This is a genomic window from Tessaracoccus sp. OH4464_COT-324 (assembly GCF_003932855.1).
Classification (GTDB): domain Bacteria; phylum Actinomycetota; class Actinomycetes; order Propionibacteriales; family Propionibacteriaceae; genus Arachnia.
This window is the reverse complement of the sequence record NZ_RQYZ01000138.1, coordinates 1-374: the sequence shown is the minus strand read 5'-3', so window position 1 is coordinate 374 and position 374 is coordinate 1. Positions and strand designations below refer to the sequence as shown.

Below are 374 nucleotides of genomic sequence, written 5' to 3'. Positions count from 1 at the left end.
AATCCTGTTCTTTTTGTAGGTAAAAACAATATTCACATTGGATATTGCAATGGAAACTACTGGGCTTTGCCATTAAATGAAAATGAGCTTGTGGGGTAAAAAATGCCATAAAACGTCCTAAAACTCACCGCACTTATTTGCTTTTATTGTTAGGTAATACATTGTTAAATAAGCCATTTTGCTTTAATTCTTTGGCAATACGAATGGCGGTTTCTGTTTCGCAGCCCGCATATTCGGCAATTTCACGATAAGTCCAATTGTAATAAGGGAAATTGGTGGTGAGAAAATATAGGCTGTCTATTACCCGATCTAAAGTGCGTAAATAAGCACTTTTAGCCAAACGCTCTTCCGCATCTCTTAATTCATTGGCAAGG

Annotated in this window: 1 protein-coding gene; it reads right to left on the bottom strand. The window is 36.9% G+C overall.

Annotation, left to right across the window (positions count from 1 at the left end):
- Positions 1–133: 133 nt before the first annotated feature.
- Positions 134–374, bottom strand: a 241-nt coding sequence (locus EII42_RS12465) for a Crp/Fnr family transcriptional regulator (RefSeq protein ID WP_148098069.1), incomplete at its 5' end; no start/stop codon positions are given.